Source organism: Stenotrophomonas bentonitica (assembly GCF_002887735.1).
GTDB lineage: Bacteria > Pseudomonadota > Gammaproteobacteria > Xanthomonadales > Xanthomonadaceae > Stenotrophomonas > Stenotrophomonas bentonitica_A.
This window is the reverse complement of the sequence record NZ_PKQP01000002.1, coordinates 69,206-90,918: the sequence shown is the minus strand read 5'-3', so window position 1 is coordinate 90,918 and position 21,713 is coordinate 69,206. Positions and strand designations below refer to the sequence as shown.

The following is a 21,713-nucleotide window of genomic DNA, read 5'->3' as shown; positions in this document are numbered from 1 at the left end:
CCGAAACCACAAAGGGTATCAGGCCCGGGCCGCTCAGTCCTCAGGGTCGTAACGGGTGGCCTGGCGGATACTGTCGCCGGGGAAGCCGCGGCGGGCCAGCAGATCGGCCGCTTTGCGCCGCTGTGGCAGTTCCTGCGGGCCGGCCTCGCCGAAACGGCGGCAGACCAGGTCGCGGGCGTTCTCGGTCCAGTCGCCTTCGAAAGTATCCATGGCGGCAGCGATCTGATCACTATCCAGGCCATGCGTGCCCAGTTCGGCGCGGATGTGGATCGGCCCATAGCCGGTATTGGCCCGGATCCGGACCAGATTCTCGGCAAAGCGGGTGTCGTCCTGCCAGCCGGCCTCGGCCAGCTTGCTGACGGCCGCTTCGGCGGCCTCGTTCTCGATGCCCCGGGCCTGCAGCTTGCGGGTCAGCTCTTTGCGCGAATGCTCGCGGCGCACCAGCAACCCCAACGCCCGCTGGACCGGCGTCTGTTCCTGGACACGGCGCTTGCGCCGGGGTGCGGGGGGATCGGAATCGTGCATGGCCGCCTATCATTACAGTGCGCCATCCTTGGCGCCATCCCGTCGGGGATTGGTGGAACTGCGGGCCAGGGCAGGCGTCACTGACGGCGCCGCCCTGCCCCGCAGGAAACTCACTCGGCGTCGTCTTCGGCGTCGTCGCCGCCTTCACGCACGGCTTCTTCCGGCTGGAACTTCTCGCGCAGCTCGGCTTCCAGACGCTGGGCAACCTGCGGGTTGTCGCGCAGATAGCCGCGGGCGTTGTCCTTGCCCTGGCCGATGCGCTCTTCGCCGTAGCTGTACCAGGCGCCTGCCTTTTCGACGAGCTTGGCTTCCACGCCCATGTCGATCAGCTCGCCTTCGCGGCTGATGCCTTCGCCGTACAGAATTTCGGTGATCACCTGCTTGAACGGCGGCGCCAGCTTGTTCTTGACCACCTTGATCTTGGTCTGGTTGCCGATGATCTCGTCGCCCTTCTTGATCGCGCCGATACGGCGGATGTCCAGGCGGACCGAGGCGTAGAACTTCAGCGCGTTGCCGCCGGTGGTCACTTCCGGGCTCTGGCCCGGCATCATCACGCCGATCTTCATGCGCAGCTGGTTGATGAAGACCACCAGGGTGTTGGAGCGCTTGATGTTGCCGGTCAGCTTGCGCAGCGCCTGGCTCATCAGGCGGGCCTGCAGGCCCGGCAGCTGGTCGCCCATTTCGCCTTCGATTTCAGCCTTCGGGGTCAGCGCGGCGACCGAGTCGACCACCACGATGTCCACCGAGCTGGAGCGCACCAGCATGTCGGCGATTTCCAGCGCCTGCTCACCGGTATCCGGCTGCGACAGCAGCAGGTCGTCCACGTTGACGCCCAGCTTGGCGGCGTAGATCGGGTCCAGCGCGTGCTCGGCATCGATGAAGGCGGCGGTACCGCCCTTCTTCTGGCATTCGGCGATCGCCTGCAGGGTCAGGGTGGTCTTGCCCGACGATTCCGGACCGTAGATCTCCACCACACGGCCCTTTGGCAGGCCGCCGATGCCGAGTGCGATATCCAGCATCAGCGAACCGGTAGGGATGACCTCGACCGCCTCGACGACACGGTCGCCCATGCGCATCACGGCGCCCTTGCCGAACTGCTTTTCGATCTGGCTCAGCGCGGCGGTGAGGGCGCGCTTTTTGTTTTCGTCCATCGGAGTGGTCCTTGCAGAGGTCGTATCGGTGGAGGTGCTGTCTTTGGAAGTCTTCTTGGCCATGGGTTCACTTTAAGGCTGGCGTATCGCACGGGCTGAGATTCTGCCCGGCGTTCGGAAAAAAATTATCGGACATCCGTACCAACCTCAGCAAAACCAGAGATGTGCCACAAAAGACCGCGCGTGATTCAGGGGGAACAGGGTCAGCGGTTGGGCCGCAGCAACCCGCAATAGAGGCCTTCGATCGCGAAGTCCTGGTCCGGCAGCACTTCGATCGGTTTGTAATCGGGATTGCGTGGCAGCAGGCGGATCCGGTCCTTGCCCATCTTCAGCAGCTTGACCGTGATCTCGTCATCGATGCGGGCCACCACGATCTGGCCGGAGCGCGCGTCACGGGTGCGGTGCACGCCGATCAGGTCGCCGTCGAAGATGCCCTCGTCGATCATCGAATCGCCCTGCACTTTCAGCAGGTAGTCCGGCGCGGGCGAGAAGAACACCCGGTCCAGGACCACGAAGTCATCCGAGCCGATGTCCGCACCGATCGGCAGACCGGCCGCGACCCGGCCCAGCACCGGCAGGCGCAGGACGTGGTCCGGCAGCGCCGAGGCGGGCAGCGATTCGGGCAGGCCGCTCTGCAGCGCCGGTCCCTGGACCAGGCGGATGCCGCGGGCCTGGCCCGGAATGCGGCGGATCGCCCCGGCCTGCTCCAGCGCTTCCAGATGGTACTGGGCCGCGCGGACGCCCTTGAAGCCGAACGCGCGGGCGATTTCGGTCTGCGACGGCGGTGCGCCATCGGTCTCTATACGCTCGGCGATCAACTGCAGGATCGCCTGCTGGGTATCGGTCAGGTCCATGGTTAGTAGTATTACTACTAACGATGCGGGCACGCAAGTGCCCGCAGAGCAAGAGCCATTACAAGGACGGTGGTCCGGGCCCCGGCCGAAGACGCCAGCAACGCCTGTAGCCACCGACCGTTGGTCGGTGACCGCGCGCAGCACGGCAATGCCTGGCGCTGCGGGCGCGTGCCGCATGCGGCCATCCCTCCGGCGTTGAGCCTCTGCCATTTCCTGGGTCAGGCATTCCTGGCGCGGGATGGGGAGCAGCCACGCAGGGCGTGGCGCTACCTGGGGAATACGATGACCGGCCCGGTCAGCCAAGAGCAGCCGACCAACGGTCGGCTCTACGCGCGACGTGCGGCGTCGGCGGCACGTTGCTGGGATCCTTCGGATCCCAGCGGCAGGAACCCTATGGGTTCTTGCCGCTGCGCCAGATCGAAAACAGGATCCACACGCCACAGAACCCGGCGCCGATGAAGCCGGCCACGCCCAGCGCCAGCAGCCAGCGGCTGGAGACGCCGCCGACGCTGTGCATGACGATGGAGGAGCCGATGATCAGCGCAGCGGTCACGATGCCCATCACCAGCCGATTGGCGGCGCGGTTGACCTGGTCGCCGAAGCCCTGCAGTGCGGTGGTCTCGACCTTGAGCTGGAGCCGCCCGCGGCGCGCCATCTGCAGCAGTCGGCGGACATCGCGCGGCAGGTCGCTGACCAGGTCCATCACTCCCACCAGGCTGCGCTTGCCGCGCTTGAGCATGGCGCCGGGCGAGTAACGCTGCCACATCACCCGTTCCAGGTACGGACGCGCGGCACTGGCCATGTCGAACTGCGGGTCAAGCTGGCGGCCCATCCCTTCCAGGGTCAGGAAGGTCTTGATCATCAGGGCCAGATCGGCCGGCAGGGTCAGCGCGTACTGGCGCAGCAGCTGGGTGATGTTGCCCAGCATCAGGCCCATGTGCAGGTCCTTGAGCGGCACCCCGCGGTACTGGTCGACGAAGGTGCTGATGTCCTGCTGCAGCCGCGATTCGTCCACCTCCACGCCACCGGCCCAGTCCAGCAGGACGTCGGCCACCTGCTCGGGCTCCTGCGTGACCAGGCCGTGCAGGAGCTGGGCGACCTGGAAGCGGCGCTGTTCGGAAATCGCGCCGACCATGCCGAAATCGATCACGCCGATCCGGCCGTCGCGCAGGTAGATGATGTTGCCCGGGTGCGGGTCGGCGTGGAAACAGCCATCCTCGAGCACCATCTTGAGCACGATGCGCGCCCCGGTCCGGGCCAGCTGCACGCGGTCCAGGCCGGCTGCATCGACACCGGCCAGGTCGCGGCCCGGAATACCATCAACGAAGTCCTGCACGTTGAGGCTTTCGCAGGTCCACTGCCAGTGCACATTGGGAATCAGGATGTCATTGCGGCCCTGGAAGTTGCGCGCGATGCGTTCGGCATTGCGGCATTCGGCGGCAAAATCCAGCTCGCGGCGCAGTGACACCTGGAACTGCTGCACCACCTCGGCCGGGCGGTAGCGCTGCAGATCGGGCAGCCGCGCCTCCACGATCTCGGCCAGCCGCGCCAGCAGGCGCAGGTCGGCTTCAATCACGTCGCGGATGCCGGGGCGGCGGATCTTCAGCACCACGGCAGTGCCGTCATGCAGGGTCGCGCGATGGGCCTGTGCCAGCGAGGCGGCGGCCATCGGGGTTTCATCCAGCCACGCGAACACCTCCGTCGCCGGCGCGCCCAGGTCGCGCTCCAGCTGGTCGCGCACCTGCGCGTACGGCAGCGCCGGTACCGCGTTCTGGAGTTCGGAAAATTCAGCGATCCAGTCCGGCGGGAACAGGTCCACGCGGGTGGCCAGCACCTGGCCGAGTTTGACGAAGGTCGGACCCAGATCCTCCATCGCGCGGCGCACGCGCACCGGCGCGGTCATCCGCAGCATCTGCTGGGTGTCGTTCCAGTGCAGCAGGCGGCCGGCACGCTCAAGCACATCGGCCAAGCCGATCCGGCGCACCAGATCGCCGAAGCCATAGCGGATCAGGACCGACGCGATTTCCTGCAATCGCCCCAGGTCACGCACGGTACCCAGCGTTTCCCACATCGGCCCACTCTCCTGTCAGCACACGCGGTCAGGATGTCACAACAGGGGGAAGATTCCCGTCAGCGCCTGCTGTACGGTCTGCCGCCGTATGGCTTCGCGGTCGCCGTCGAACTGGAACAACTGCGCACGGGCGTAGCCGCCCCGGCCCTTCCAGCCGATCCAGACGCTGCCGACCGGCTTGTCCTCGCTTCCGCCGCCCGGCCCGGCGATCCCGGTCACCGCCACGGCAATGCCCGCCCCGGAATTGATCAACGCGCCGGAGACCATCTCCAGCACGGTCTCGCGGCTGACCGCGCCGAACTGCTCCAGCGTCTGCGCACGCACGCCAAGCAGACGCTGCTTGGCTTCGTAGCTGTACACCACCATGCCGCAGTCGAAGAACGCCGAGGAACCGGCGATATCCGTCATCGCCTTGGCGATCCAGCCGCCACTACAGCTCTCGGCGGTCACCAGTTGCAGCGAGGCCTGCTGCAGCCGCTGGCCCACGTCACTGGCGAGGGCGCCGAGCTCGGCGTCGGAAGGAACGGTCATGGGGAATCCTGGATCAACGGGGGAACGAACGCCCCCAGTTTTAGCCGAAATCGTGGGTGATGTCGTGTGTCGCCGGGTGCGACGGAGGGTCGCGTACCCTCAGGATCATGGGATGCCGGCCAGCGGCCGGCACACCCCTCACCACTCCGGAAGTTTTTCCGGGAGCATGGCGCGGATCGGTGCGCCGTCCTCGCCGGCCGCCAGCTTCTCGGCCTCGGCGATCGGAATCTCAACCTGGAGCAGCCAACCGTCTTCATCGGTTGCTTCGCTGCGCACGACCTCCAGCTGGTGCAGACGCGACCGCAGGCGACCGGCACTTGGCGGCAGCCGCAGCTCGCCACTGACGTGCTGCAGGCCCAGACGCTTGCCCAGCACGGACTGCAGCAGCGGCAGGCCCACGTTGTCGCGGGCGGAAATCCAGACCCGTTCGCGACGGGCGCTGTCGGGGATGCCGTCCTGGCCATCGTGGCGCACCTCGGCCCCGTCGATGCGGTCGATCTTGTTGAACACCAGCAGCTGCGGCAGATCGCCCGCGCCGATGGCAGTCAGCACCTCATCGACCTGCGCGATGCGCTCCTCACGGTGCGGATCGGCGGCGTCGACCAGGTGCAGCAGGAAGTCCGCTTCGCGGGCTTCAGACAAGGTCGAGCGGAACGCAGCCACCAGGTCATGCGGCAGGTCGCGGACGAAACCGACGGTATCGGCAAGCACGACGCTGCCACCGGGCAGTGCGATGCGGCGCACCGTCGGGTCCAGCGTCGCGAACAGCTGGTCCGCCGCGTAGGCCTCGGCGCCAGTCAACGCGTTGAACAGGGTCGACTTGCCGGCGTTGGTGTAACCCACCAAGGCGACGCGCGGCAGTTCGCTGCGCAGGCGGGCACGGCGCATCTGGGTGCGCTGCACTTCCACCTTTTCCAGTTTCTTCTGCAGCTGCTCCACCCGCTTCTGCAGCAGGCGGCGATCGGTTTCCAGCTGGGTCTCACCCGGGCCACGCAGGCCGATGGAACCACCGCGCTGGCGCTCCAGATGGGTCCAGCCGCGGACCAGCCGCGTGGACATGTGGCGCAACTGCGCCAGTTCCACCTGCAGCTTGCCTTCATGGCTGCGCGCACGCTGGGCGAAGATATCCAGGATCAGCCCGGTGCGGTCGATCACGCGCCGCTCCAGGAACCGCTCCAGGTTGCGCTCCTGCCCCGGCGACAGGGCGTGGTTGACCAGAATCAGGTCAGCGCCGGTGGCCTCGGCCGCGGCCTTGACCTCGTCCAGCTTGCCGCTGCCGATCAGGATCGACGGATTGGGCCGATCGATGCGCGCGGTCAACGTGGCCGCGATGCTGGCCCCGGCGGAGCGGGCCAGATCGGTGAACTCTTCAAGCACGTCATCTTCGAGCCGGCCGGCGTGCGGCTGGATCAGGAGTGCGTGTTCGCCTCGCTTGGAACGGTCAAACACGCAGTTCTCCAGAATTTTTCACACTGTCACTCAACGTCGTCATCACCTTGGACGCCTTCGGCGCCATCGTTGGACTGCACATAGCCACCACCGGGCCCGACCTTCACATTGCGCGCCGGTACCACGGTCGAAATGGCGTGCTTGTACACCATCTGGCTCACCGTGTTACGCAGCAGCACCACGAACTGGTCGAACGATTCAATCGTCCCCTGCAGCTTGATGCCATTGACCAGATACACCGACACCGGCACACGTTCGCGCCGAAGTGCATTCAGAAACGGATCCTGCAGCGATTGCCCCTTGGACATTGCACACTCCTGATTATTGTTTTTATGGTCTTCCGGCAGTTGCCACGGCCCCCGCCGCCCGCCGGAACCCTTGATGGTACACGGGGCGGGTGGGTGGCGGCGTGGACTCAGCGTGCGACGAAGGTCGACACCGCATCCGCCAGGGAAGCCTTCTCTAAATGGGGATCGAACCAGCGCGCATCAAGCTCCCCGCGCAACCAGGTCAGCTGCCGCTTGGCCAGCTGCCGGGTGGCCTGGATACCCCGCTCACGGAACTCGGCGGCCGTCCCCTGCCCGCCCAGGTATTCCCATGCCTGCCGGTAGCCGACCGCGCGTACGGCCGGCAGATCCAGCGGCGCGGCCACCCCGGCCATGGCCGGCAGGGCGCGTAGCGCGCGGACTTCATCCAGGAAACCGTGATCCAGCATCGCGTCGAACCGGGTTTCGATGCGCTGGTGCAGCACCTTGCGCTCGCGGGGGGCCAATACCAGCTTGAGCGCCCGCACCGGCAGCCGGTCCACACCAGGCAGCTTCTGCCATTCGCTGATCGGGGTGCCGGTCAGGCGATGGACTTCCAGCGCCCGCTGGATGCGCTGTGGATCGGTCGCATGAATGCGCTTTGCCGCTGCCGGATCGATATCGGCCAGTTGGGCGTGCATCGCCGCCCAGCCCTGCCCGGCCGCCTCGGCCGCGATCTGCGCGCGCACCGCCGGATCGGCTTCAGGCATCGGCGACAGGCCCTGCAGCAGGGCACGAAAGTACAGCCCGGTACCACCGGCCAGAATCGGCATGCGGCCGCGCGCAATGATGTCGCGCACGGCCCGGGCAGCGTCGCCGGCGAACTCTGCCGCCGAATAGGTCTGCCACGGGTCGCGCACATCGAGGAGATGATGCGGGGCCTGGGCGCGCTCGGCGGCGTCGGGTTTGGCCGAACCGATATCCAGACCGCGGTAGACCAGGGCCGAATCGACGCTGACGATCTCACCGTCCAACTGCTGGGCCAGCGCAATCGCGGTGGCGGTCTTGCCCGACGCGGTCGGCCCCATCACCGCGATCGCAAGCGGGCGTTGGTCGACGGCCATCAGTCCTCGTCCGGCCAGCGCGGCATCGCCGGTGCGGCCGAGACCCGCGGCATCGGCACGGCATCCACCGCCGCCCACACCTTCAGGGCATCGACCGTGGCCGCGACATCGTGCACGCGCAGCAGCATTGCGCCGCGCTGGGCAGCGATCAGGTGCGCGGCGACCGAACCGGCCACGCGGTCACGCGGCTGTTCACGACCGGTCAGCTCACCGATGCTGCGCTTGCGCGACAGGCCAGCCAGCATCGGGACACCGAGCTCAAGGAAACGGTCCGAGCGCGCCAGCAGGATCATGTTGTGTTCGGTGGTCTTGCCGAAGCCGAAGCCCAGATCGATGATCAGGTGCTTCTTGACGACGCCGGCCATCTCGGCCTGGAACATGCGCTCGGTCAGGAAACGATGCACCTCGGCGACGACATCGTCGTAGTGCGGGGTGTCCTGCATGCTGCCCGGCTCGCCCTGCATGTGCATCAACACCACCGGCACGCCGAGCTCGGCGGCAGCCTCCAGCGCACCGGGCTGGCGCAGCGCATGAATGTCATTGATCAGGCCGGCACCGGCGGCAACGGCGGCACGCATCACCTCGGGCTTGAAAGTGTCGATGCTGATCGGCACGGAAGTTTCGCGCGCCAGGCGCTCGATCACCGGGATGACCCGGCGCAGTTCTTCGTCCAGCGGCACCGGCGCACTGCCAGGCCGGGTCGACTCGCCGCCGATGTCGAGCAGGTCGGCACCTTCGGCGACCAGCTGCAGGCCGTGTGCGACCGCGGCCTCGACGCTGCCGTGCTCACCGCCGTCGGAGAACGAATCCGGGGTGACATTGACGATGCCCATGACCCGCGGGCGATCCAGCCGCAGCAAGCGGCCGCCGCAATCGAGCTGGGGAGAAATGTCGAACATGGGCAGATCCACGAAGTACGCCAGCGCGTAGTTTACGCCGGACCACGCGACCGCCTGCCGGTCGCGCTGACGAAGCCTGCCCTCAGCGCTGGCGGCGCTTGCGCTCCACGTAGACCGTCTTGGCGATGCTCATCAGCACGCCGACGGCGATGCCGATGCCGGCGCCGAGCAGGAAGTTGTCGCGGGTCAGGCCGATGGCCACGCCAATGATCGTGGCGATCACCATTTCAGTGGTGTGCGAGATCGGCTGCGGTGGGGGTGCGGACATGGGACTCCAGAACGGGAACGAAAACAGAGCCACATTATGACCCGCCGGAAACGACGAAGGCCGGGTTTCCCCGGCCTTCGTCACTTACGTGGGCAACACTCAGATCTGTTCGGCAGGGCCGGCGATCGGGGCGACCGGACGGGCATCGCCGCCCTTGTCGTTGTTGCCGCCATCCTTGTTGCTGGCCGACTTGCCCCAGCCCGCCGGCGGCGGCGGATCGCGCCCTTCCATCACGGCGTTGATCTGCGGCGCATCGATGGTCTCGTACTGCAGCAGCAGCTGGGACATCGTGTGCAGCTTGTCGAGGTTGGCGGTCAGCAGCTCGGTGGTACGGGCGTAAGCCTTGTCCAGGATGCTGCGGACCACTTCATCGATGCGGCGCGCGGTGTCGTCGGACACGCTCTTGTGCTGCGTGACCGAACGGCCGAGGAACACTTCATCGTCCTCTTCACCATAGGCGATCGGGCCGAGCTCGTCGGACAGGCCCCACTTGGTGACCATGTTGCGGGCCATCTTGGTGGCGCGCTCGATGTCGTTGGAGGCACCGGTGGTGACCTTGTCGGTGCCGAAGATCAGCTCTTCGGCGACGCGGCCGCCATACAGCGAGCACAGCTGCGATTCAATCGCCACGCGGTTCATCGAGTACTTGTCGCCTTCCGGCAGGTACATCGTCACACCCAGCGCGCGGCCGCGCGGAATGATGGTGACCTTGTAGACCGGATCGTGCTCGGGCACCAGGCGGCCGACGATGGCATGGCCGGCTTCGTGATACGCGGTGAGCGTCTTTTCTTCTTCGCTCATCGCCATCGAACGGCGCTCGGCACCCATCAGGATCTTGTCGCGGGCACGGTCGAAGTGGTCCATGCGGACTTCCTTCTCACCGCCACGCGCCGCGAACAGCGCCGCTTCGTTGGCCAGGTTGGCCAGGTCCGCACCGGAGAAGCCCGGGGTACCGCGCGCGATCACCATCGGCTCGACATCGTCGGCCAGCGGCAGCTTGCGCATGTGCACCTTGAGGATCTGCTCGCGGCCCTTGACGTCCGGCAGGCCGACCACGACCTGGCGATCGAAACGGCCCGGGCGCAGCAGCGCCGGATCCAGCACGTCCGGACGGTTGGTGGCGGCGATGACGATCACGCCCTCGCCTCCCTCGAAACCGTCCATTTCGACCAGCAGCTGGTTCAGCGTCTGCTCGCGCTCGTCATGACCGCCGCCAAGGCCGGCGCCACGATGGCGACCGACGGCGTCGATTTCATCGATGAAGATGATGCACGGGGCCTGCTTCTTGGCCTGCTCGAACATGTCGCGCACGCGGCTGGCGCCGACGCCGACGAACATTTCCACGAAGTCCGAACCGGAGATCGAGAAGAACGGGACCTTGGCCTCACCCGCAATGGCGCGGGCCAGCAGGGTCTTGCCGGTACCCGGCGGGCCGACCATCAGCACGCCGCGCGGGATCTTGCCGCCCAGCTTGGTGAACTTGGTCGGGTCACGCAGGAAGTCGACCAGTTCGCCAACCTCTTCCTTGGCCTCGTCGCAGCCGGCGACATCGGCGAAGGTGACCTTGATCTGGTCTTCGCCCTGCAGCTTGGCGCGCGACTTGCCGAAGGACATCGCGCCCTTGGCCCCGCCGCCGCCGCCCTGCATCTGGCGCATGATGAAGATCCAGAAGCCGATGATCAGGATCACCGGGAGGAAGTTCATCAGGATCGCGCCCAGCGAGATGCCGCTGGACGGCGGCGCCTGCTCGAATTCCACCTTCTTGCCGCGCAGCACGTTGATCAGGTCGCGATCGTAGGGCGCGGTGATGGTGCTGGTCTGGCCGCTGCGGGTGGTGTAGGTCACATCATTGGCACCGCCGCGCATTTCGCCCAGCACTACTTTCTGGATGTTGCCGCTGTCCACCTGGTCGAGGAACTGCGAATACGTCGCACCCTGCGCGCCGGCTCCGCTGCTCTTCGGCGAGAAGCTCTGGAAGACCACCATCAGCACGACGGCGACGACCACCCATAGCAGGAGGTTCTTGGTCAAGTCGTTCATCCTCATTGGCTCCGGTGTTCCTCTAATTCCTGACGCGATTCGTATGGTTGAGCTTACTTGATCTGCGCGCGTTTTCCCTGCCCCAAGGCGTACACCTCGGGCGAGCGCTTACGGGACGCTTCAGGCTTGCGGATCACCACTTTGTCGTACCGGCGGCGCATTTCGCGCACGTAGTCGTCAAAGCCCACGCCCTGGAACAGCTTGATCAGGAACGCGCCACCGGGCTTGAGATGGTTGTCGGCAAACTCCAACGCCAACTCTGCCAGGTGCATCATCCGCGGTTGGTCCACCGCGTCCATTCCACTCTTATTGGGGGCCATATCCGAGAGCACAAGGTCTACCGGCTGATCCCCCAGCATGGCTTCGAACTCCGATAGGACGGCCTGTTCCCTGAAGTCACCGTGAAGGAACTCCACGCCTGCCAGCGGCGGCATCTCCAGGATGTCCAGCGCCAGGACCCGGCCGGTGTCGCCGATCTGACGGCGGACCTGCTGGGACCAGCCGCCCGGGGCGGCACCCAGGTCGACCACGACCATGTGCGGCTTCAGCAGCCGATCCCGCTCCAGCAGCTCCTCCAGTTTGTAGGCCGCGCGCGAGCGCATGCCCTCGGCCTGGGCCTTCTTCACGAAGGGGTCGGCGAAGTGCTCTTTCAACCAACGTTGACTGCTTTTGCTGCGGGTTGCCATTGAGATGCGGGTCCGATGGGGAGGTCATGATACCCTGATCGCCCCAGTTAACCGCTTGTTCCTGAATGGCTATCGCCCTGACGTCTTCCCAAACCCGTTTCCTCCGCGGTCACGCGCATGATCTGAAAGCCCTGCTCCAGATCGGCGGCAAGGGGGTGACACCGGCCTTCCTGGCTGAACTGGAAGAGGTGCTGGAACGCCACGAGCTGATCAAGGTGAAGGTCGCCGCCGAAGACCGCGAGGCCCGCGACGCCCTCATCGCCGAGCTGGTCAGTGCCAGTGAAAGCGCGCTGGTGCAGCGCATCGGCCACGTGGCCGTGCTGTACCGCCCGAGCAAGGAACAGCGCCAGATCGTCCTGCCGCGCGGCTGATCCCGGAACGCCCATGCAGCTGAGCCACGAAATCCCCGATTACGCCTACGCCCTGCGTGCCGCCGATGGCCGCAGCGCGAAGGTGAATGACCGGACCCTGGCCGCCAGTTTCATCCTGGCCCCGGACACGCTGATCGAAGCCTGGCCGGTGGCCGATATCGCCCGCCTGACCCCGGAAGACCTGGCGCCGGTGCTGGCGCTGAACCCCGCACTGGTGGTGCTGGGCACCGGCGATACCCAGGTGTTCCCGCCCGCTGCGGTCATGGCCGCATGCCTGACCCGGGGGATCGGCCTGGAAGTGATGAACAACCCGGCGGCCGCACGGACCTTCAACATCCTCGCCAGCGAGGGTCGCAAGGTGGCGGCGGCGTTCATCCTGAAGGGGTGAGACCGGGCTTTCCGTTCAGAAAAGGCCGCCGCGAGCGGCCTTTTTTGTGCCTGCGTCCCGGCCTCGACAGCGACGCTTGGCGTCGCTCTACCACCCGGTTACGGGCTGTGCGGGGTAGAGCCGACGGTTGGTCGGCTGCATTGATTACCGCGGCGGCAGATACAGCAGCGGATCGACCGGCTTGCCGTTGTAGCGGATCTCGAAGTGCAGCATGTCGCGCGCAGCGCCGGTGCGGCCCATTTCGGCGATCTGCTCGCCGGCCTTCACGCTCTGCCCTTCGCTGACCAGGCGCTTGCGGTTGTGGCCATACGCCGACAGCCACTGGTCGCTGTGCTTGATGATGATCAGCTCACCGAAACCGACCAGGCCCGCACCGGAATACACCACCACGCCGGCGGCGGTCGCGCGGACCGGCTGGCCGCTGGTGCCGGCGATGTCCACGCCCTGCTTGGTCGCCTCGCCGGCGACGAAGCGGCCAACGATCGCGCCATCGGCCGGCCAGCGCCAGCTGATGTTGCTCTTGATGGCGGTGGTCGGGGCCGGGGTGGCCGCCGGCGCCGTACTGCCCGGACGCGGCGCGGTGACCACGGTGGTCGGGGCGCGACCGGGGCTGCCACTGCCGCCCGGGTACAGGCGCAGCGACTGGCCGGGATAGATCGTGTACGGCTCGGCCAGCCCGTTCCAGGCAGCCAGATCACGCGGGGTGATGTTGTGGATGCGGGCCAGTGCATACAGCGTGTCGCCACGACGGACGACCGCAGTCTGGCCGGGCTTGGCCACCGAGGTCTGCGGCGTGCTGTGGGCCACGCCGCCGCCCGAGCCCGAGGGCCGCACCACGGTGGCAGTGCCGCAGGCGCTCAGCGCCGACACCACCAACAGCAGCGCGCCGCTGCGCACTCCCTTGCTCAAACGATCAGCACTCATGCGAACTTCGACCTCCATACAAGCCAGGCGACCAGCACGACCACCAGCGCGGTCGCGATCCAGCCCAGCGGTTCAATCCAACGGCGCAGCGCAGCTTCCGCGCGCGGCCCGCCAATACGAATGACCGCCGCCAGCACGTACACGCGCTTGCCACGGCCGATCAACATGCTCAGGAAATACTGCGGCAACGGCACGCCGACGATACCCGATGCCCATGTGAAGACCTTCATCGGGATCGGCATGAAGCCGCCCAGCACCAGGAAGGTGAACACTGCCCACGGCGACTCGGCCATCTTGGCCTGCACGATGGCGATACCGCCCTCGATGCTGCCCAGCATGCCCAGCGCGGCGAACACCGGCTTGAGCGCTTCAAAGGCGAAGTGGCCCAGCGCATAGCCGACCAGCGCACCGGCCATCGAGCCGGCCAGACTGAGCGTGGCGAACCACCAGCCGCGCTTGGGCTGGGCCACGCACATCGGCGCCAGCATCACCTCGGGCATCACCGGGAAGATGATCGCTTCGATGAAGCTCAACACCGTCAGATAGGTCGGGGCGCGCTCGTGCGCGGCCCACTTCATTGCCCGCTCGTACAGCGGACCAAAAATCTTCATGACGCAACGCTCCTTGGAATCAGTCCAGCATGCCAGACAGCAGCGGTACGAACGTGACCGGTGCCAGTACCTGCTGTTCGACACTGCCGTCATCGCGACGGGTCAACTGGATCAGCGACTGCGCGCCCGGGCCGCCGACCGGCGCCACCAGGCGCCCACCCACGGCCAGCTGCTCGACCAGCGCATCGACCAGCGCCGGTGCCGCCGCCGTCACCACGATTGCATCGTAAGGGCCGTGCTCGGCCCAGCCGACGCGCCCGTCGTCATGCTTGCTGCGGATGTTCATGCCCAGCGCGCGGAAGCGCTTGCGCGCCTGGCGCAGCAGATCTCCGATGCGCTCGACCGTGTAGACCTCCAGCCCGATCGCCCCCAGCACGGCGGCCTGGTAACCCGAGCCGGTGCCGACTTCCAGCACCTTCGTCGGCGCCGACTGCAGCACCGCTTCGGTCATGCGCGCAACCACCCAGGGTTGCGAAATGGTCTGGCCGTGGCCGATCGGCAGGGCGGTGTCTTCGTAGGCACGCGAGGCCAGTGCTTCATCGATGAACAGATGGCGCGGCACCACGCGGATGGCATTGAGGGTGGCTTCGTCGGCGATGCCGGCATCGCGCAGGCGGTCGACCAGGCGGTCGCGGACGCGCTGGGAGGTCATGCCGATGCCGACCGCTTCGGGCTGCAGGCGCAGGCGTGGGCTCATGCCGGCCGATCCAGCGCGGCGGTCAGCCCGCCGACCCAGCTGGCCACCTTCTCCAGCGCCTGGTAGCGGGTGAGGTCGACCTGGATCGGGGTGATCGAGACATAGCCGTTGCGCACCGCGTGGAAATCCGTGCCCGGGCCGGAGTCCTGTTCGCGCCCGGCCGGGCCGATCCAGTACACCTGGTTGCCGCGCGGGTCGCGCTGGGCAATGCAGCCTTCGGCGCGGTGACGGTTGCCCAGGCGGGTCACTTCGAAGCCGCGTACTTCGCTCCACGGCAGGTCCGGCACGTTGACGTTGAGGATGGTGTCGGCGGGCAGTGGATCGGCCTTGAGCCGGGTGACGATCTCCACCGCAGCGCGGGCGGCCGTTTCGAAGTTGCGTGGCTCGTGGTTGTGCGTGACCAGCGACATCGCCACGGCGGGCAGACCCAGGAAGCGCCCTTCCATCGCCGCCGAGACGGTGCCGGAATAGATCACGTCGTCGCCGAGGTTGGCCGCGTTGTTGATGCCCGAGACGACGATATCCGGCTCGTACTCGAGCATGCCGGTGAGGGCCAGATGCACGCAGTCGGTCGGCGTGCCGGCCACCGAGCAGGTGTAGTGGTCGATGCGCTTCATGCGGATCGGCAGGTCCAGGGTCAGCGAATTGCTGGCGCCTGAGCGATCGCGATCGGGGGCGACCACGGTCACTTCATGACCTGCGTCACGCAATACCGTGGCGAGCATCTTGATGCCCGGCGCATCGACACCGTCGTCGTTGCTGACCAGAATCCGCATCTGCGATTTAACCGCTTGATTTTTCAAGACTTCGATTCCATCACTTCCCACCGTTGGCGGCGGTGGCCCTGCCCCTTCCGGAGCGCGACGACCGCGCAAGTGCGTCAGCTATTGTGCCGCAAGCGGACAGATCGTCCTACCCCGATAACGGTAGGCATCGCCCCTCCCGCCCATTAGGCTGTACGCATGTCACATTCTGAAGACGAAGATCCCGCGGCCCTGTTCCGGGCCGCCATCGGCGAGGTCAAGCCGCTGCGCAAGGTGGTCACCCCGCCGCCGGCCACGCCGCGGCCCAAGCCGCGTGCGCGCATGGCCGAACAGGATGAACAGGAGGCCCGCGGGGAATTCGCCCGGCTGCTGCGCGACAGCAGCCCACTGGAGGCCGGCGATACCGCCAGCTACCGGCGCGAGAATCTGCCGCCGCGGATGTTCCAGCGGCTAAAGCGCGGGCAGTACTCCGTGCAGGACGAACTGGACCTGCATGGCGCGACGGTGGCCCAGGCCGAGACACTGGTGCGCCAGTTCCTGGTGGAAGCGCATGCCCATGAGTACGGCTGCGTGCGCATCATCCACGGCAAGGGACTGCAATCCGATGGCGGCGCACCGGTGCTGAAGAATCTGGTCGATCGTCTGCTGCGCCTGCGCAACGACGTGCTCGCGTTTCATTCCGCGCCCGCCGGCCAGGGCGGCACCGGTGCAGTGCTGGTGCTGCTGAGCAACCGGTAACGCCGGCCCTGGCCCCCACGCTCGGGGTAGAGCCGACCGTTGGTCGGCTGAGGAAGGCAGCCGACCAACGGTCGGCTCTACGCGGACTGGCTGGCGTCTTCTACCGGCCCCAGCTCATGCAGCACCGCGGTGGCGTAGCAGCCGGGCGGCAACGCGAAGCTCAGTTCCAGCACGTCGGGAGCCAGCCACCGGTGCTGCAGCATCGCCGGGCGCAGGCGCAGCGCGCGGCGCTCCTGCTTCAGGCGGGCGCTCTCCAGGCCGGCGCGCAGTGCAAGCGATTGCGCATCGGCAACCGCGCCCAGCTCCAGCTCGGCAGCGGCACCGGTGCTGCGCAGTTCCCCCTCTCCCCACAATGGGCCGCTGGGATGAATGTCGAAGCGGCCGAGACGATCAGCCAGCAGATCCGTCCACGGCTCCGGGCCGAACACGCTGCGGCTGCCATCGAGCATCCAGACTTCGCCGTCCAGCGGCGCGTCCCAGTTGCCCTGCTCCACGCGCGCCGCCAACACCTGGTTGAACAGCGCCGAACGGGCGGCCGAGAGCAGCAGCGAGCGCTGGTCCGGACGCATGCGGCGGCCACCGAACATCGCCAGCGCCGCCGGCACATTGCCGCCATCGCGACCGAAACGCTGCTCACCGAACCAGTTCGGCAGGCCGCGCGAGGCGATATGGGAAAGTCGCTCTTCGATGGCCGCAGCATCCCCCTGCACATCGCGCAGGACCAGCTTGAAGCGGTTGCCGGCCAAAGCACCGCGCTGCAGCTTGCGGTTGTGCCAGGTCGACTCGACCACCTCGATCTCATCGGAAGCCAGCAGCGCCGGATCCGGCGCCACGCGCTTGGGCAGGTGCACGCTGAAGCGCTGCGTGGTGACCGCATGGCGGTCTTTCATGCCGGCGTAGCTGACCGCCATGTCCGGCAGCCCGGCCCATTTGGCCAGCACCTTGGCGACGTGCACGGTGTTCGCGCCACGCTTGCGGATCGTCAGCAGCAGGTGCTCGCCCTCGCCGCTCGGCTCGAATGCCGGCAGTTCGTCGACCTGGAAATCCTCGGGCGTGGTGCGGATCTTCGCGGTGAGCAACGGCGCGCCGAACGCCAGCGGCAACGGGATCACAGCGCCACCAGCAGTACGCTGGCCTGGGCGGCGATGCCCTCGCTGCGGCCGGTGAAGCCCAGCTTTTCCGACGTGGTCGCCTTGACGCTCACGCAGTCCAGCGCGATGCCCAGCACGGTGGCGATGCGCTCGCGCATGGCCAACGCATGCGGGCCGACCTTGGGCCGCTCGCAGATCACGGTGATGTCGGTGTTGCCGACCTGCCAGCCGCGCTCGCGCAGCAGGCCGTTGCAATGCGCAAGCAGGTGCGCGCTGTCCGCGCCCTTCCAGCGCATGTCCGTCGGCGGGAAATGCACGCCGATGTCACCCAGCGCCAGCGCGCCGAGCATCGCATCACACAGGGCGTGCAGGATCACATCGCCATCGCTGTGCGCGAGCACGCCACAGCTGTGTTCGACCCGGATGCCACCGAGCATGATGTGGTCGCCCTCGCCGAAGGCATGGACGTCGTAGCCCTGTCCGATGCGGAAGGGAGGGAACTGTGGCGTGGTCATTGCAAGAACCTGCGGTTGGGTGTGGCGCGTGCGGACGTCAGGGTTCGCGACGCGACAACACGAATTCAAAACGGGACAGATCAGCCGGGGTGGTGACCTTGAAGTTGTCTTCGCTGCCTTCCACCAGCAGCGGGCGCAGCCCCTGGCGCTCCATGGCCATGGCCTCGTCGGTGACCTCCACGCCGGCATCGGCCGCCTCCTGCAGCGCGCGCGCCAGCTGGTGGCGGCGGAACAGCTGCGGGGTCAGCGCGCGCCACAGGCGCTCACGCGGCTCGGTGGCATCGATGCCGCCGTCGTCGCCGGCACGCTTGAGGGTGTCGCGGACGGGGGCGGCGAGGATCGCGCCGACAGGGTCGGCACGCCCCACTTCCAGCAGGCGGCCCAGATCGGCAGCGGCCAGGTTGGGGCGGGCGGCATCGTGGACCAGCACGAAATCATCGGCCCGCACGTCATCGGGCAAGGCATGCAGGCCGGCCAGTACCGAGCCGGCACGGGTCGCCCCGCCGATGCAGGTCAGGATGGGTTTGTCCGCCAGCGACTGCCAGCCCGGCCAATCGGCGTCATCCTCGGCGACCACCACCATCACCCCGGCCACGACCGGGTGCGAGAGCAGCGCCTGGAGGGTATGGGCCAGCAACACGCGGTCGCCGGCCAGCAGATACTGCTTGGGCGTGGGCCCGCCGAAGCGGGTGCCACGTCCAGCGGCGGGCACCACCGCCCAGATGCCGGCCATCAGGGCACGTCCTGGTGCGGCGCGTCCGGATCGGGAACGGCCGTCGGTGCACGCGGCGGCGGCACCGGCGCGTCTTCGACCACGCGGTAGAACTTCTCGCCGGGCTTGATCATGCCCAGCTCGCTGCGCGCGCGTTCTTCGATGGCCGCCTCGCCTTCCTTGAGGTCCTTGACCTCGGCAGCCAGCGCGTCATTGCGCTGCTGCAGGCCGGCGTTGTCCCGCTTCTGGTTCTCGACCTGGGCTTCGAGCATCATCACCTCGCCCGAGTTGCCCGGTCCAAACCAGAAGCGGTACTGCAGCCACGCGAGCAGCAGCGCGAGCACCAGCAGCAGCCAGCGCCAGTTGCGCATGCGATCAGCGCTTCAGCGACACGAACGCGTCACGACCAGCGTAACGCGCGCCGGCACCGAGGGCTTCCTCGATCCGCAGCAGCTGGTTGTACTTGGCCACGCGATCGCTGCGGCACAGCGAGCCGGTCTTGATCTGGGTGGCGGTGGTGGCCACGGCGATGTCGGCGATGGTGGTGTCTTCGGTTTCGCCCGAACGGTGCGAGACGATCGAGGCGTAGTTGGCCGCGTGCGCCATGGCGATCGCTTCCAGGGTCTCGGTCAGGGTGCCGATCTGGTTGACCTTGATCAGGATCGCGTTGGCGGTGCCGGACTCGATGCCTTCCTTGAAGATCTTCGGGTTGGTGACGAACAGATCGTCACCGACCAGCTGCACCTTGTTGCCGATGCGATCGGTCAGCAGCTTCCAGCCGGCCCAGTCGTTCTCGGCCAGGCCGTCTTCGATGGTGATGATCGGGTACTGCGCGGCCCAGTCGGCCAGGAAGTCGACGAACTGCTCGGAGGTCAGGCGCTTGTTCTCGCCGACCAGGTTGTACTTGCCGTTCTCGTAGAACTCGCTGGAGGCCACGTCCAGGCCCAGCAGCACGTCTTCACCGGCGGTGTAGCCGGCCTTGCCGATCGCTTCAAGGATGGTGTCCAGCGCTTCGACGTTGCTGCGGAAGTCCGGCGCGAAGCCGCCTTCATCGCCCACCGCCGTGCTCAGGCCATGGCCCTTGAGCACCGACTTGAGCGAATGGAAGATCTCGGTGCCGGCACGCAGCGACTCGGAGAACGAGGTGAAGCCGACCGGCAGCACCATGAACTCCTGGAAGTCGACGTTGTTGTCGGCATGTGCGCCGCCGTTGATGATGTTCATCATCGGGACCGGCAGGGTCACGTCGCGGCCATTGGCCAGGTGCTGCCACAGCGCCTGCTTCTTCGAGGCGGCCACGGCATGCGCGTTGGCCAGCGAAACCCCCAGCAGCGCGTTCGCGCCCAGGCGGCCCTTGTTCTCGGTGCCGTCCAGATCGATCAGGCGGCGGTCCAGGCCTTCCTGGTCGGCGGCGTCGAAGCCCTTCAGTGCCGTGGCGATCGTGGTGTTGACGTTGGACACGGCGTTGCGCACGCCCTTGCCCAGGTAACGGGTCTTGTCGCCGTCACGCAGTTCCACGGCTTCCTTGGTGCCGGTCGAGGCGCCCGACGGCACCGCGGCACGACCGAACGAGCCGTCCTCAAGGATGACTTCGGCTTCCAGCGTGGGGTTGCCACGGCTGTCGAGGATTTCACGGGCGTGGATGCTGCGGATCGTGGTCATAGCGGGCCGGTTACCAGTCAGAGAGGGGAGGCGCCGCCAATGCAGCGCCGAAAAAAACATGCCGCGTGATTATCCCTGCACACCCGTCACTTGCCAAATCGGCGTGGCCGACGGCAGCACCCCGGCCACGGTGGCCTGGCGCGAGACCAGCGATGGGATCAACAACACCAGCATCAACAGCGCCAGCAGGAGCAGTGCGCCACCGCCGCCAGCCGCCTGCCGGCGCAGCCGGAATGCGAGCACGCTGGCAGTGACACAGACCAGCGCGACGGTCCCGGTCAGCGACAGCGTCACCAGCAGCAGCGGGCGCACCGAGCGCAGCGCGTTGTCGCCATCGCCCGGCGAGCCGACGCTGGCGAATACCAGCAGCACCAGCACGAACACACCGCCCCAGGCGGTCATCGCCGCACCCAGCGCGATCCAGCCCCAGGCCCAACCGCGCCAGCCGCGGCGCACCGCGGGTGACGCCGGCACGTCGGCCATCATGCGAAGCGCGAGAACCCGTGCTTCTTGGTGACCGCGTCGAGTTCCATCAGGGTTTCAAGCAGTTCTTCCATGCGATCCAGCGGCCACGCATTGGGGCCATCGGACAGCGCCTTGGACGGATCCGGATGGGTCTCGGCGAACAGGCCCGAGACACCGACCGCCACTGCCGCGCGCGCCAGCACCGGCACGAACTCGCGCTGGCCGCCGGAGCTGTTGCCCTGCCCGCCCGGCAGCTGCACCGAATGGGTGGCATCGAACACGACCGGGCAACCGGTATCGCGCATCACCGACAGCGAACGCATGTCGCTGACCAGGTTGTTGTAGCCGAAGCTGGCACCGCGCTCGCAGACCATGATGTCCTGGTTGCCGGTGGCCTTGGCCTTCTCGACGACCGGCTTCATGTCCCACGGCGACAGGAACTGACCCTTCTTGATGTTGACCGGCTTGCCGGCCGCACACACCTTGGTGATGAAATCGGTCTGACGCACGAGGAACGCCGGCGTCTGCAGCACGTCCACCACCGAGGCCACTTCGTCCATCGGGGTGTATTCGTGCACGTCGGTCAGCACCGGCACGCCGATCTGCTTCTTCACCTCAGCCAGGACCTTCAGGCCCTCTTCCATGCCCGGGCCGCGGAAGGCGGTACCCGAGGTGCGGTTGGCCTTGTCGAAGCTCGACTTGAAGATGAAGTTGATGCCGAGGCGATCGGTGATTTCCTTCAACTTGCCAGCCACGTCCAGCTGCAGCTGCATCGACTCGATCACACACGGGCCGGCGATCAGGAACAGGGGCTGGTCCAGCCCGACGTCGAATCCACACAGTTTCATGGCGTTTCCTTGTTGTCCGGCGAACACTGGCCAGGCCAGCCGCCGTGGGTGATTAGCGCTCTGCAATGGGGGCACGTGGCCCCC

At 67.0% G+C, this 21,713-nt stretch carries 26 protein-coding genes; 3 read left to right on the top strand and 23 right to left on the bottom strand.

Annotated features, from left to right (window positions below):
• Window positions 1-33 precede the first annotated feature (33 nt).
• The 12 genes from recX to rlmE form a co-directional block, all read right to left on the bottom strand.
• On the bottom strand, window positions 34-525 hold the full coding sequence (gene recX / locus C0R07_RS04780) for a recombination regulator RecX (RefSeq protein ID WP_019183313.1): 492 nt from the start codon (window positions 523-525) through the stop codon (window positions 34-36).
• Window positions 526-635: 110 nt separating this feature from the next.
• Window positions 636-1,676 carry a recombinase RecA gene (gene recA, locus C0R07_RS04775; RefSeq protein WP_026069798.1) on the bottom strand — a complete coding sequence of 347 codons (1,041 nt, stop codon included), beginning with the start codon at window positions 1,674-1,676 and terminating at the stop codon, window positions 636-638.
• Between the two features lie 203 nt (window positions 1,677-1,879).
• Window positions 1,880-2,530, bottom strand: coding sequence for a transcriptional repressor LexA (lexA, locus tag C0R07_RS04770; RefSeq protein WP_102788301.1), 651 nt, complete (start codon window positions 2,528-2,530; stop codon window positions 1,880-1,882).
• A gap of 391 nt (window positions 2,531-2,921) precedes the next feature.
• Window positions 2,922-4,601 carry a 2-polyprenylphenol 6-hydroxylase gene (ubiB, locus tag C0R07_RS04765; protein ID WP_102788300.1) on the bottom strand — a complete coding sequence of 560 codons (1,680 nt, stop codon included), beginning with the start codon at window positions 4,599-4,601 and terminating at the stop codon, window positions 2,922-2,924.
• 36 nt (window positions 4,602-4,637) lie between these two features.
• Window positions 4,638-5,132 carry a CinA family protein gene (locus tag C0R07_RS04760; protein ID WP_019183317.1) on the bottom strand — a complete coding sequence of 165 codons (495 nt, stop codon included), beginning with the start codon at window positions 5,130-5,132 and terminating at the stop codon, window positions 4,638-4,640.
• Between the two features lie 138 nt (window positions 5,133-5,270).
• A complete protein-coding gene (gene hflX / locus C0R07_RS04755; protein WP_070427094.1) occupies window positions 5,271-6,581 on the bottom strand; it encodes a ribosome rescue GTPase HflX in 1,311 nt (436 codons plus the stop codon).
• 26 nt (window positions 6,582-6,607) lie between these two features.
• On the bottom strand, window positions 6,608-6,889 hold the full coding sequence (hfq, locus tag C0R07_RS04750) for an RNA chaperone Hfq (protein ID WP_019183319.1): 282 nt from the start codon (window positions 6,887-6,889) through the stop codon (window positions 6,608-6,610).
• A 107-nt stretch (window positions 6,890-6,996) separates the two neighbouring features.
• A complete protein-coding gene (miaA, locus tag C0R07_RS04745; RefSeq protein ID WP_102788499.1) occupies window positions 6,997-7,950 on the bottom strand; it encodes a tRNA (adenosine(37)-N6)-dimethylallyltransferase MiaA in 954 nt (317 codons plus the stop codon).
• Complete coding sequence (gene folP / locus C0R07_RS04740) at window positions 7,950-8,849, bottom strand: dihydropteroate synthase (RefSeq protein ID WP_102788299.1); 900 nt, start codon at window positions 8,847-8,849, stop codon at window positions 7,950-7,952. The genes miaA and folP overlap by 1 nt, the downstream gene beginning before the upstream one ends.
• Window positions 8,850-8,931: 82 nt before the next feature.
• Window positions 8,932-9,117 carry a hypothetical protein gene (locus C0R07_RS04735; protein ID WP_019183322.1) on the bottom strand — a complete coding sequence of 62 codons (186 nt, stop codon included), beginning with the start codon at window positions 9,115-9,117 and terminating at the stop codon, window positions 8,932-8,934.
• Between the two features lie 99 nt (window positions 9,118-9,216).
• Window positions 9,217-11,157 carry an ATP-dependent zinc metalloprotease FtsH gene (ftsH, locus tag C0R07_RS04730; protein WP_019183323.1) on the bottom strand — a complete coding sequence of 647 codons (1,941 nt, stop codon included), beginning with the start codon at window positions 11,155-11,157 and terminating at the stop codon, window positions 9,217-9,219.
• A 53-nt stretch (window positions 11,158-11,210) separates the two neighbouring features.
• Window positions 11,211-11,843, bottom strand: a complete 633-nt coding sequence (gene rlmE / locus C0R07_RS04725; protein ID WP_019183324.1) for a 23S rRNA (uridine(2552)-2'-O)-methyltransferase RlmE — start codon at window positions 11,841-11,843, stop codon at window positions 11,211-11,213.
• A 65-nt stretch (window positions 11,844-11,908) separates the two neighbouring features.
• Here rlmE and yhbY point away from each other — a divergent pair, with 65 nt between their 5' ends.
• Both yhbY and C0R07_RS04715 read left to right on the top strand, forming a co-directional pair.
• Window positions 11,909-12,214, top strand: a complete 306-nt coding sequence (gene yhbY / locus C0R07_RS04720; protein WP_019183325.1) for a ribosome assembly RNA-binding protein YhbY — start codon at window positions 11,909-11,911, stop codon at window positions 12,212-12,214.
• 13 nt (window positions 12,215-12,227) lie between these two features.
• A complete protein-coding gene (locus C0R07_RS04715) occupies window positions 12,228-12,602 on the top strand; it encodes an Mth938-like domain-containing protein (protein WP_019183326.1) in 375 nt (124 codons plus the stop codon).
• A gap of 144 nt (window positions 12,603-12,746) precedes the next feature.
• Here the strand turns inward: C0R07_RS04715 and C0R07_RS04710 are convergent, their stop codons facing one another.
• From C0R07_RS04710 to surE, 4 genes are read right to left on the bottom strand one after another with little or no spacing between them, the layout of a single operon-like run.
• Window positions 12,747-13,526 (bottom strand): peptidoglycan DD-metalloendopeptidase family protein, encoded by a 780-nt coding sequence (locus C0R07_RS04710; protein WP_070427090.1) that lies wholly within the window; start codon window positions 13,524-13,526, stop codon window positions 12,747-12,749.
• Window positions 13,523-14,137, bottom strand: coding sequence for a YqaA family protein (locus C0R07_RS04705; RefSeq protein WP_019183328.1), 615 nt, complete (start codon window positions 14,135-14,137; stop codon window positions 13,523-13,525). The genes C0R07_RS04710 and C0R07_RS04705 overlap by 4 nt, the downstream gene beginning before the upstream one ends.
• Before the next feature lie 19 nt (window positions 14,138-14,156).
• The gene (locus C0R07_RS04700) at window positions 14,157-14,834 is read right to left on the bottom strand and encodes a protein-L-isoaspartate(D-aspartate) O-methyltransferase (protein ID WP_070427088.1); all 678 of its coding nucleotides are present in this window, start codon (window positions 14,832-14,834) and stop codon (window positions 14,157-14,159) included.
• Entirely contained in the window at window positions 14,831-15,610 is a 780-nt protein-coding gene (gene surE / locus C0R07_RS04695) for a 5'/3'-nucleotidase SurE (RefSeq protein WP_102788298.1), read from the bottom strand. The genes C0R07_RS04700 and surE overlap by 4 nt, the downstream gene beginning before the upstream one ends.
• 186 nt (window positions 15,611-15,796) lie before the next feature.
• On the opposite strand from surE, the gene C0R07_RS04690 reads away from it, so the two are divergent.
• Window positions 15,797-16,336 carry a Smr/MutS family protein gene (locus C0R07_RS04690; RefSeq protein WP_070427087.1) on the top strand — a complete coding sequence of 180 codons (540 nt, stop codon included), beginning with the start codon at window positions 15,797-15,799 and terminating at the stop codon, window positions 16,334-16,336.
• 77 nt (window positions 16,337-16,413) lie between these two features.
• Here the strand turns inward: C0R07_RS04690 and truD are convergent, their stop codons facing one another.
• From truD to kdsA, 7 genes are all read right to left on the bottom strand, one after another.
• The gene (truD, locus tag C0R07_RS04685; RefSeq protein ID WP_070470648.1) at window positions 16,414-17,448 is read right to left on the bottom strand and encodes a tRNA pseudouridine(13) synthase TruD; all 1,035 of its coding nucleotides are present in this window, start codon (window positions 17,446-17,448) and stop codon (window positions 16,414-16,416) included.
• Window positions 17,445-17,942, bottom strand: a complete 498-nt coding sequence (ispF, locus tag C0R07_RS04680) for a 2-C-methyl-D-erythritol 2,4-cyclodiphosphate synthase (protein ID WP_019183333.1) — start codon at window positions 17,940-17,942, stop codon at window positions 17,445-17,447. Before ispF ends, truD begins: the two co-directional genes overlap by 4 nt.
• A 37-nt stretch (window positions 17,943-17,979) precedes the next feature.
• Window positions 17,980-18,678 carry a 2-C-methyl-D-erythritol 4-phosphate cytidylyltransferase gene (gene ispD, locus C0R07_RS04675; protein WP_026069800.1) on the bottom strand — a complete coding sequence of 233 codons (699 nt, stop codon included), beginning with the start codon at window positions 18,676-18,678 and terminating at the stop codon, window positions 17,980-17,982.
• The gene (gene ftsB / locus C0R07_RS04670) at window positions 18,675-19,025 is read right to left on the bottom strand and encodes a cell division protein FtsB (RefSeq protein ID WP_019183335.1); all 351 of its coding nucleotides are present in this window, start codon (window positions 19,023-19,025) and stop codon (window positions 18,675-18,677) included. Before ftsB ends, ispD begins: the two co-directional genes overlap by 4 nt.
• Before the next feature lie 4 nt (window positions 19,026-19,029).
• The gene (eno, locus tag C0R07_RS04665; RefSeq protein WP_019183336.1) at window positions 19,030-20,316 is read right to left on the bottom strand and encodes a phosphopyruvate hydratase; all 1,287 of its coding nucleotides are present in this window, start codon (window positions 20,314-20,316) and stop codon (window positions 19,030-19,032) included.
• Between the two features lie 69 nt (window positions 20,317-20,385).
• Complete coding sequence (locus C0R07_RS04660; protein WP_019183337.1) at window positions 20,386-20,799, bottom strand: hypothetical protein; 414 nt, start codon at window positions 20,797-20,799, stop codon at window positions 20,386-20,388.
• Entirely contained in the window at window positions 20,799-21,629 is an 831-nt protein-coding gene (gene kdsA, locus C0R07_RS04655) for a 3-deoxy-8-phosphooctulonate synthase (RefSeq protein ID WP_019183338.1), read from the bottom strand. The genes C0R07_RS04660 and kdsA overlap by 1 nt, the downstream gene beginning before the upstream one ends.
• Window positions 21,630-21,713: the final 84 nt, after the last annotated feature.

Excerpts from the sequence above, each read along its gene's own strand:
- ftsH (WP_019183323.1), bottom strand. The coding sequence starts at position 11,157 with ATGAACGACTTGACCAAGAACCTCCTGCTATGGGTGGTCGTCGCCGTC.
- C0R07_RS04705 (WP_019183328.1), bottom strand. The coding sequence starts at position 14,137 with ATGAAGATTTTTGGTCCGCTGTACGAGCGGGCAATGAAGTGGGCCGCG.
- hfq (WP_019183319.1), bottom strand. The coding sequence starts at position 6,889 with ATGTCCAAGGGGCAATCGCTGCAGGATCCGTTTCTGAATGCACTTCGG.
- C0R07_RS04760 (WP_019183317.1), bottom strand. The coding sequence starts at position 5,132 with ATGACCGTTCCTTCCGACGCCGAGCTCGGCGCCCTCGCCAGTGACGTG.
- recA (WP_026069798.1), bottom strand. The coding sequence starts at position 1,676 with ATGGACGAAAACAAAAAGCGCGCCCTCACCGCCGCGCTGAGCCAGATC.
- C0R07_RS04700 (WP_070427088.1), bottom strand. The coding sequence starts at position 14,834 with ATGAGCCCACGCCTGCGCCTGCAGCCCGAAGCGGTCGGCATCGGCATG.
- C0R07_RS04735 (WP_019183322.1), bottom strand. The coding sequence starts at position 9,117 with ATGTCCGCACCCCCACCGCAGCCGATCTCGCACACCACTGAAATGGTG.
- yhbY (WP_019183325.1), top strand. The coding sequence starts at position 11,909 with ATGGCTATCGCCCTGACGTCTTCCCAAACCCGTTTCCTCCGCGGTCAC.
- ispF (WP_019183333.1), bottom strand. The coding sequence starts at position 17,942 with ATGACCACGCCACAGTTCCCTCCCTTCCGCATCGGACAGGGCTACGAC.
- C0R07_RS04690 (WP_070427087.1), top strand. The coding sequence starts at position 15,797 with ATGTCACATTCTGAAGACGAAGATCCCGCGGCCCTGTTCCGGGCCGCC.
- miaA (WP_102788499.1), bottom strand. The coding sequence starts at position 7,950 with ATGGCCGTCGACCAACGCCCGCTTGCGATCGCGGTGATGGGGCCGACC.
- ubiB (WP_102788300.1), bottom strand. The coding sequence starts at position 4,601 with ATGTGGGAAACGCTGGGTACCGTGCGTGACCTGGGGCGATTGCAGGAA.
- recX (WP_019183313.1), bottom strand. The coding sequence starts at position 525 with ATGCACGATTCCGATCCCCCCGCACCCCGGCGCAAGCGCCGTGTCCAG.
- ftsB (WP_019183335.1), bottom strand. The coding sequence starts at position 19,025 with ATGCGCAACTGGCGCTGGCTGCTGCTGGTGCTCGCGCTGCTGCTCGCG.
- C0R07_RS04715 (WP_019183326.1), top strand. The coding sequence starts at position 12,228 with ATGCAGCTGAGCCACGAAATCCCCGATTACGCCTACGCCCTGCGTGCC.
- folP (WP_102788299.1), bottom strand. The coding sequence starts at position 8,849 with ATGTTCGACATTTCTCCCCAGCTCGATTGCGGCGGCCGCTTGCTGCGG.
- C0R07_RS04660 (WP_019183337.1), bottom strand. The coding sequence starts at position 20,799 with ATGGCCGACGTGCCGGCGTCACCCGCGGTGCGCCGCGGCTGGCGCGGT.
- kdsA (WP_019183338.1), bottom strand. The coding sequence starts at position 21,629 with ATGAAACTGTGTGGATTCGACGTCGGGCTGGACCAGCCCCTGTTCCTG.
- lexA (WP_102788301.1), bottom strand. The coding sequence starts at position 2,530 with ATGGACCTGACCGATACCCAGCAGGCGATCCTGCAGTTGATCGCCGAG.
- rlmE (WP_019183324.1), bottom strand. The coding sequence starts at position 11,843 with ATGGCAACCCGCAGCAAAAGCAGTCAACGTTGGTTGAAAGAGCACTTC.
- C0R07_RS04710 (WP_070427090.1), bottom strand. The coding sequence starts at position 13,526 with ATGAGTGCTGATCGTTTGAGCAAGGGAGTGCGCAGCGGCGCGCTGCTG.
- eno (WP_019183336.1), bottom strand. The coding sequence starts at position 20,316 with ATGACCACGATCCGCAGCATCCACGCCCGTGAAATCCTCGACAGCCGT.
- surE (WP_102788298.1), bottom strand. The coding sequence starts at position 15,610 with ATGCGGATTCTGGTCAGCAACGACGACGGTGTCGATGCGCCGGGCATC.